Below are 6,871 nucleotides of genomic sequence, written 5' to 3' on the forward strand. Positions count from 1 at the left end.
GGCGGGCCCTCCGCTACCGCGCGCCCCGCGGAAGCCTCCGCCCCGCGACAGCAGGAGGGCGCCGAGGCGTACGGGGCCGCCCCGGGAACGATCTCCGCTCCGGGTGAACCGGTCTCGTCGTCGTCGATACCTCGTGACTCGTCGGCCCGCGGGACCGAAACGCAGACCATCGTGCACCTGGTCCGCCACGGAGAGGTGCACAACCCCGACGGCGTGCTGTACGGCCGGCTGCCGGGCTTCCGGCTCTCCGAGCTGGGGCGCAGTCAGGCCGAGACCGTGGCCCGCACGCTCGGGCAGGGGCACGACATCGTGTCGATCGTGGCCTCGCCGCTGCAGCGCGCCCAGGAGACCGCCGCCCCGTTGGCCGAGGCGTTGGGCCTGCCGGTGGGGATCGACGCCGACATCATCGAGGCCGACAACCGCTTCGAGGGAAACAAGGTCGGCGGCCGGGGAGGGGCGCTGCGCAACCCGCGGTACTGGCCGATCCTGGTCAACCCACTGCGACCCTCGTGGGGCGAGCCGTACCTGCAGATCGCGCACCGGATGATCGGGGCGGTGTACTCCACCCTCGATTCCGCCCGCGGCCACGAGGCTGTCCTGGTGAGTCACCAGCTGCCCGTGTACACCACGCGGCGGTTCCTCGAGGGCCGGCGGTTGTGGCACGACCCCCGTTCGCGGCAGTGCTCGCTGGCCTCGATCACCTCTCTGGTCTTCGAGGGCACCACGCTGCGCGACATCGTCTACTCCGAACCGGCGGGTGCGTCCGACCCGTCGCAGACAGGAGCCTGAACCATGCGACGCCCCAAGGCCGCTCTCGGCGCCCTGTTCCTCGCGGGCGCCCTCGCCACCGGCGGCTGCGCGACCGGCACAGACGCGGTGGTGACGGGCCCCGAGACGTTCGAGTTCGTCAGCCCGGACGGTCAGCTGGAGATCCACTACGACCCCCCATCCGAGCGCAAACCCGTCGCCACTCTCACCGGTCCGGATCTTTTGGACCCCGATCGCACGCTCAACGTCCAGGAGGACTTCGAGGGGCAGGTCGTGATCCTCAATTTGTGGGGCCAGTGGTGTGGCCCGTGTCGCGCCGAGTCCGACGATCTGCAGCGGTTGCAGGACGAGTTCGAACCGCAGGGCGCGACCGTGTTCGGCATCAACCTTCGGGACCCTAACCGGCAGAAGCCCGTCGACTTTGTGGAGGACAACGGCATCACGTTCCCCTCGATCTGGGATCCGAGCAACGCCGCGGTGGCCGCACTGCGCGGCTTCCCGACGTCCGTCGTCCCGGCGACGATCATCCTGGACAAGCAACACCGGGTCGCCGCCGTGTACCTGGCCGAGATCACCGATGACAAGCTGCGGGACACCGTGTCCGCGATCCTGGCCGAGGAGGTCGAGCCGGTGTGAACTCGGAGATGATCCTTCTCGCGCAGAGCGTGGGCGAGACCTTCCAGCAGACCGTGGCCAGCGGCCCGATCCTGCTGGCGCTGGGCGCGTGTGTCCTGGCAGGGCTCGTGTCCTTTGCCTCGCCGTGCGTGATCCCACTTGTGCCCGGCTACGTGGCGTACCTGGCCAGTGTCGTGGGCGCCGACCGTCCCCCGGTCACCGTTGCCGCCGCGGAGCGCCAACGAGCCGCCACGGCGACGATGACCCTGGAGGAACGCCGCACCCGCCGTTCCTCGCGTACGCGGGTTGTGGTGGCATCGCTGCTGTTCGTGGGCGGGTTCACCGTGGTCTTCGTGGCGCTCAGCGCCATGGTGCTGGGCACCGTGCAGTACCTGGCGCCCCAGCAGGAGTTGCTGCAGCGCCTCGGCGGCGTGGTGACGATCCTGATGGGGCTCGTCTTTATCGGTCTCGTGCCCACCCTGCAGCGGGATACGCGCATGCAGCCCAAGGCGCTCTCGACGTGGGTCGGCGCGCCGATGCTGGGCGCCGTCTTCGCGCTGGGCTGGACGCCGTGCCTCGGCCCGACGTTGGCCGCGGCGCTCTCCGTGGCTGCGGGAACGGGTGTCGACGCCGCCCGGGGTGTGTTGCTGATCGTCGCGTACTGCCTGGGTCTGGGGCTGCCGTTCGTGTTGGTCGCGTTCGGTTCCACCTGGGCGATGCGGACCGTCGGGTGGCTGCAGAAGCACACCCGCGCGATCCAGGTGTTCGGCGGCGTCATGCTGATCATCGTGGGCCTGCTGCTGCTCTCCGGCGCGTGGGCCCTGTTCATCGACTGGCTCCGCGACTTCGCCATCTCGGACACCACCCTGCCCATCTGAGCGGCGCCTGACAGCCCCCGCGGTCACGCGGCCTCCTCGACGATGCCGGCCGCGCGGAGGCGTGCGTGGATGGCGTGGTCGAGGTCGCGAAGGAGCCCGAAGGGCAGGATCGGCGCCTCGAGTGACGTCAGCGGTGGCGGTCCCGCCTTGGCCGGCGGCGGGTCGGCGGCCCGCGGTGTGCCGGCGGGCGGGATCCATCGGACTCCCTGCGGCGCGGTGCGGTCGGGGATCGTGCTCCAGCCGGTGTCGTGAATCATGGCGTGGCAGTCGCCGCTGGCCAGTGCGAGTTGATCGATGTTCGTCAGTCCTCCGGCTGACCAGGGTGATCCGCTGTGGTGCGCTTCGCAGTGTCTGGCGTCCTGGTCGCAATCCGGGTGGGTGCAGCCACCGTACGCCGCGAACAGGGCGAGCCGTTGGTATCGAGAGGCGGTCCTGCGGCTGCGGTAGAGCCTGAGGTCCAGCTCCTGGTCGCACAGCGCGAGGAACCAGTGGTTGCCGCGCGCCATCGCCAGCGCCTGGGGCACGGGCACGCGGATCCCGCCGTCGGTCAGGCCACAGCCGGCAAGGGTGGTGAGCTGGTCCAGGTCGACACGCACCACGATCGCCGCCGGCGCTCCGGTCTTGCGGGCGTCGGCGGACAGGGCCAGGTGCAGGGCGTGGACCATCGCGTCGTGCATGCGCTGGCCGTCGGTCCGGGTGTCTGGCGCGTCCGCGTCAGGCCACAATCGGCCGGGCTGGCCCCAGCGGGCGTGCACCTCGCGCATCAGGGCTGCCAGCTGCGGATCCATGGTCATGCTGGCGCTGGCCATCAGGTCCAGTCCCTGGCCTCCGCATGAGACCGACCTGCGGCGGGCCCGTTCTTCGGCACCTCGTTCGGTGCGGCCCGGGTCCAGGGTGTCGAGTAGCTGGTGCGCGTGCTCCTGCAATTGCCGGGTGGTGGACTTCTCGGCAGCCTCGAGCAGTTGCTGTTCCAGGCGATCGCGCACCTCGTCGTCACACTCATCCGACAGCGCGGCCAGCGCCTTACCGATGATCCTCAGCTGCCCGGCCGAGACCGTGCCGGCACCGCTGGCGCGCATGCGAGCGGAGTCGGCGATCCCGGCATCGTCGAGGCGTCCGCGGGCCTCCCCGGGCGCCAGACCCAGGCCACCGGTGAGCATCTGGCGGTCGTTGACGAAGCCCATCTGGCGGGCGGTGCCCGATTCCCGGGCCGCGGCCATGACCCGGGCCTGGGTCGCGCGGATCCGGCGTTGGGCCTGTTCGAGCGCGACGAGCTCGGCGTGCAGCTGCGTCGAGGAGGTGTGGGTCCAGTCGCGTTGTAGGTGCAGATCGAGTGCGGCGAGGATCGCCCGCAACTCTCCACCCACGCTGTCGCCGTTCCCGTTATCGCTCATGTGTTCGATTAGATCACCCGGGTACGACACTGTCCGTCGACGCAGTTCACGCGGCGTATCGACCGATCCGGAGGCCGTTACCAGGGCCAGAACGCCTTGATCATCGGCGAGATGAACAACCAGGCCAGCGACAGGTAGAAGATCACGACTGCCGCGATGAGGGTCACCACGTCGGACGGTTGGATCACGGACTTGAGCTGCTGTCTGCGATAGGCCACCCGGCGGTCCAATTCCTCCCAGCGCTGCAGTTGAGGGTCGATGTCCGTGTCCGCCTCGGCCCCCTCGCCGACGTCTGCAGGTTCTCTTTCGTTCTCGGTGTGGTCCATCCGGGTTCCTTTCTAGATCGCGTAGTGGTACTGCCGGAGCAGCAGGTCATGATGTTCGGTCACCGATTTGTAGGCCAGTTCGCCGAACTTCTTGCCCATGGGGGATCCTGCCGCTGCCCCTGCGCCGGCCCCGACGAGTGCGCCGTAGGGGCCGGCGTAGGAGCCGCCACTGGCTCCGAGCAGCGCCCCGCTCGCCATTCCGCCGCCCAAGGCGCCACCGGTCTCCGTAGCGATCTCGAAGGCACTTCCTTCGCCACGGGCGAACCGATTCACGCCGTCGTACACCGTCATCCCGGTGCCCAGGGGGCCCGCGACCTTCCCGACGAAGCGAAGTCCGGCGCTGGCCCGCCGGCCGTAGTCGTCGGGGGCGGGGTTGAGAACATGCCGACCGCGGGTGACGGGGTCGAGTTCGTCGGCGCGCCTGGGGAGCCCCGCGGACATGGCGCGGGTGAGCGCGTCGACGGCGACGCCGGGCCAAGGATCATCCGGGCCGGGGATCGGGCCCCTGTTGGGCTCCGGTGGGATCGCGTCGTGCAAGCGCGCGGCGATTTCGTCGAGTGCGCGTCCGTAGTGCTGGTCGAGTGAGGCCACGACGTCCAGAGCCTCTTCGATTGCCCCGGCATACTCGTCGACCTCGGCCTGGGTGATGTCGTCGCGGCCGGCAGCGGGCGCGAGCGAATCATCGCGGACGACCAGGCCGCGAGCCTGGGCTTCGGAGATCCGGTCGCGAACCACCTGCACCGCAGGGTCGAGCGCATTACCCGCCTGTTCAAGGGTCTTGACCAGGTCATCGAGATGGCCGGCAAGCGCGTCGATGTGGCGCAGCTCGGAGTCGACGGCATGCAGCACCGCGTCAGCGGCGACGCCCTCCCAACCCATGGCGAGGCTGTGGCGCCCCTCGGAGAGGGCCCCGCGCGCCTCCTCGGCGATGGCGAGCCGACCGGCGCTGGTCACACACGCCGTCGTCACGCCGCGGGGATCCCATAGCCGCACCGCGCCCGCCGAGTAAGTCACCTGATCTCCTCCTGTGACTCGTGTTCCGTCACCAGGTACGACGGGGCACGTCAGCGGCCGGTTCCATCGCCGAACGGATTCTTCGGAGGAGCCGTCACGAATCGGGTGGAACCATCTGGTTGGTCGGGGCGTCAAACAGATCGTGGGGACATTAAGAGGACCAGCCGCCGCGCTCGCGGCCTGCGCGGTGATGTCCGCGTGCGGAGTGAGTCAGGACAACGACCAGGCGACGACGACGAGCCCAGCGGCCGCCGAGGAGACGATCAACCCCTGGGATCTGCCGATAGAGCAGCGGCCCGCCCTCTTCGACCCGTGTGCCGAAATTCCCATTGAGGCGGTGGAGCAGGGGGTCGGCGGGCCGGTTGCGGTGAGCGATCTCCTCGCCAGGCATCGGCCGGGCGAATTGATGACTTGTGGATGGCAGAATCGTGAAGTCCACGTCACGTCGGTTTCTACTTGGAAGTCTCGCGAGGACTTTCTTTCGGATCGCAATTTCGTTATTAGAAACGAAGAATATGAAGTCTCCGGTAGGCCCGGATTGCGATTAGTTGAAACGGGGGACAACTCGGACAGTACTTGTATTCAGTTATTCTTCACTGGCCGAGGGACGGTCTGGGTCAAGTTGGACCTAGTTGGCGGATTGAGTGAGTTCAGGGGCCATCGATTCTCCGAGGCTTGCGGTGCGCTCGACCAGGCGATCGGTCCTATCATGATGCATCTTCCGCAGGAGGATTTCTAATGCCTGTCCATCTCGATCAAGGTGCAGCTGAGGGCTGCATTCAACTTTGTGGAGAGTTCATAGATGCACTCAGGTACGGTTCGAACTTCGACGTGACCGAAGTGCAAACCTCAACTCCCGGCGCTTTCGACACCGCCCGGCAAATCGGCACCGTGTATTCGCTATTCGTGGGAGAAGACCTGCGAACCTTGCTTAACGGCTATGTGGATCAGGCGAAGGCCATGGCCATGCTTTTCGCCGCCGCCGGCGGTTTAATCGAGGCGCAGGACGAGGCGGTAGCAGCGGCGCTGGGGAAGGCGGCGCAGGAGCCGGCCGGTCTGCAGAGCCTGGGACTGATGGGCTCACTCGGGTCGACCCTCCTGATGCTGGACGCCGCCGACGGGACCAGCACGCTGCACGGGTATGACCGAGTGGGACCCGAGGAGGTATCGGGCGCCCCACTGGCGAAGATGGTCTCCGGGGCACAGGCTCTGGATCCGGCGCAGTTCCAGCAGGTGCGGGATCGAGTCAGCACCGTCGCGACAAGCCTCCACACGGCAGCGGCAAACCTTCGCAGCGGCCTGGGCAACGCACTGGGCAGCCAGTGGCAGGGTGAGTTCGCTAACCAGGCCAGCGCCTCGGTGGGATCATTCACCGAATCGGTAGACAGACTGGCCACGGTCCTCGAAGTGGTGGCCACCAAGGCGAGCACCGCCGAGGACGGTTTCAGCACCACCAAGTCGCGGATCGGCGAGGAGTCCGCAACCCTCCAGGCCGCCCAGGTCAACACCCCGGGCTTCGGCTACGTCCACGGCCCTCCGACCCTCGAATCCGCTGCCGCGATGGCCGCAGCCCAGGAGGCCGCCGAAGAACAGGCACGAGCGATCGTCAACACCGTTTACAGCCCCGCGGTGATGGACGCCAACCTCGCCGACCTGGACATACCCAGCCCGTACCGCGTGATCTCGACGTCCGCGCTGGGTGGCGCGAGTGGGCTCGACCTGGTCTCGGCCTGGAACGTGGACGGGGTCGTCCGACCCGCTGGTCCGGCCGCGCCCGGCCACGCCGCCCTCGCCGCCGCCGGGGGAGGAGGAAATCCGGCAGGAGTCCCCGCGGTCGGCGCAGGTGCTGGCACGGGGACGACGACGAGCCTGCTCG

At 68.4% G+C, this 6,871-nt stretch carries 8 protein-coding genes; 5 read left to right on the forward strand and 3 right to left on the reverse strand.

The window, feature by feature from the left end; all coding sequences use genetic code 11:
- From G6017_RS02720 to G6017_RS02730, 3 genes are all read left to right on the forward strand, one after another.
- Positions 1-789, forward strand: a 789-nt coding sequence (locus G6017_RS02720) for a histidine phosphatase family protein (RefSeq protein ID WP_241731341.1), incomplete at its 5' end; no start/stop codon positions are given.
- A gap of 3 nt (positions 790-792) precedes the next feature.
- A complete protein-coding gene (locus G6017_RS02725) occupies positions 793-1,404 on the forward strand; it encodes a TlpA disulfide reductase family protein (RefSeq protein ID WP_182615811.1) in 612 nt (203 codons plus the stop codon).
- Entirely contained in the window at positions 1,401-2,261 is an 861-nt protein-coding gene (locus G6017_RS02730; protein WP_182615813.1) for a cytochrome c biogenesis protein CcdA, read from the forward strand. The genes G6017_RS02725 and G6017_RS02730 overlap by 4 nt, the downstream gene beginning before the upstream one ends.
- Positions 2,262-2,284: 23 nt before the next feature.
- Here the strand turns inward: G6017_RS02730 and G6017_RS02735 are convergent, their stop codons facing one another.
- The 3 genes from G6017_RS02735 to G6017_RS02745 form a co-directional block, all read right to left on the reverse strand.
- Positions 2,285-3,655, reverse strand: a complete 1,371-nt coding sequence (locus G6017_RS02735; RefSeq protein ID WP_182615815.1) for an HNH endonuclease signature motif containing protein — start codon at positions 3,653-3,655, stop codon at positions 2,285-2,287.
- Positions 3,656-3,732: 77 nt separating this feature from the next.
- A complete protein-coding gene (locus G6017_RS02740) occupies positions 3,733-3,981 on the reverse strand; it encodes a hypothetical protein (protein WP_179523373.1) in 249 nt (82 codons plus the stop codon).
- A 12-nt stretch (positions 3,982-3,993) separates the two neighbouring features.
- Complete coding sequence (locus G6017_RS02745) at positions 3,994-4,995, reverse strand: hypothetical protein (protein WP_182615817.1); 1,002 nt, start codon at positions 4,993-4,995, stop codon at positions 3,994-3,996.
- A 142-nt stretch (positions 4,996-5,137) separates the two neighbouring features.
- Between G6017_RS02745 and G6017_RS02750 the strand changes: the two genes are divergently transcribed.
- Both G6017_RS02750 and G6017_RS02755 read left to right on the forward strand, forming a co-directional pair.
- Positions 5,138-5,734: a DUF3558 family protein gene (locus tag G6017_RS02750; protein WP_347237932.1), complete on the forward strand. Its 597-nt coding sequence runs from the start codon at positions 5,138-5,140 to the stop codon at positions 5,732-5,734.
- Between the two features lie 92 nt (positions 5,735-5,826).
- A partial coding sequence (locus G6017_RS02755) for a WXG100 family type VII secretion target (protein WP_182615821.1) occupies positions 5,827-6,871 on the forward strand: 1,045 nt, incomplete at its 3' end.

Origin of the sequence: Dietzia sp. B44, from assembly GCF_014145245.1 — a bacterium.
GTDB classification, from domain to species: Bacteria; Actinomycetota; Actinomycetes; order Mycobacteriales; family Mycobacteriaceae; genus Dietzia; species Dietzia natronolimnaea.

Excerpts from the sequence above, each read along its gene's own strand:
- G6017_RS02725 (WP_182615811.1), top strand. The coding sequence starts at position 793 with ATGCGACGCCCCAAGGCCGCTCTCGGCGCCCTGTTCCTCGCGGGCGCC.
- G6017_RS02735 (WP_182615815.1), bottom strand. The coding sequence starts at position 3,655 with ATGAGCGATAACGGGAACGGCGACAGCGTGGGTGGAGAGTTGCGGGCG.
- G6017_RS02740 (WP_179523373.1), bottom strand. The coding sequence starts at position 3,981 with ATGGACCACACCGAGAACGAAAGAGAACCTGCAGACGTCGGCGAGGGG.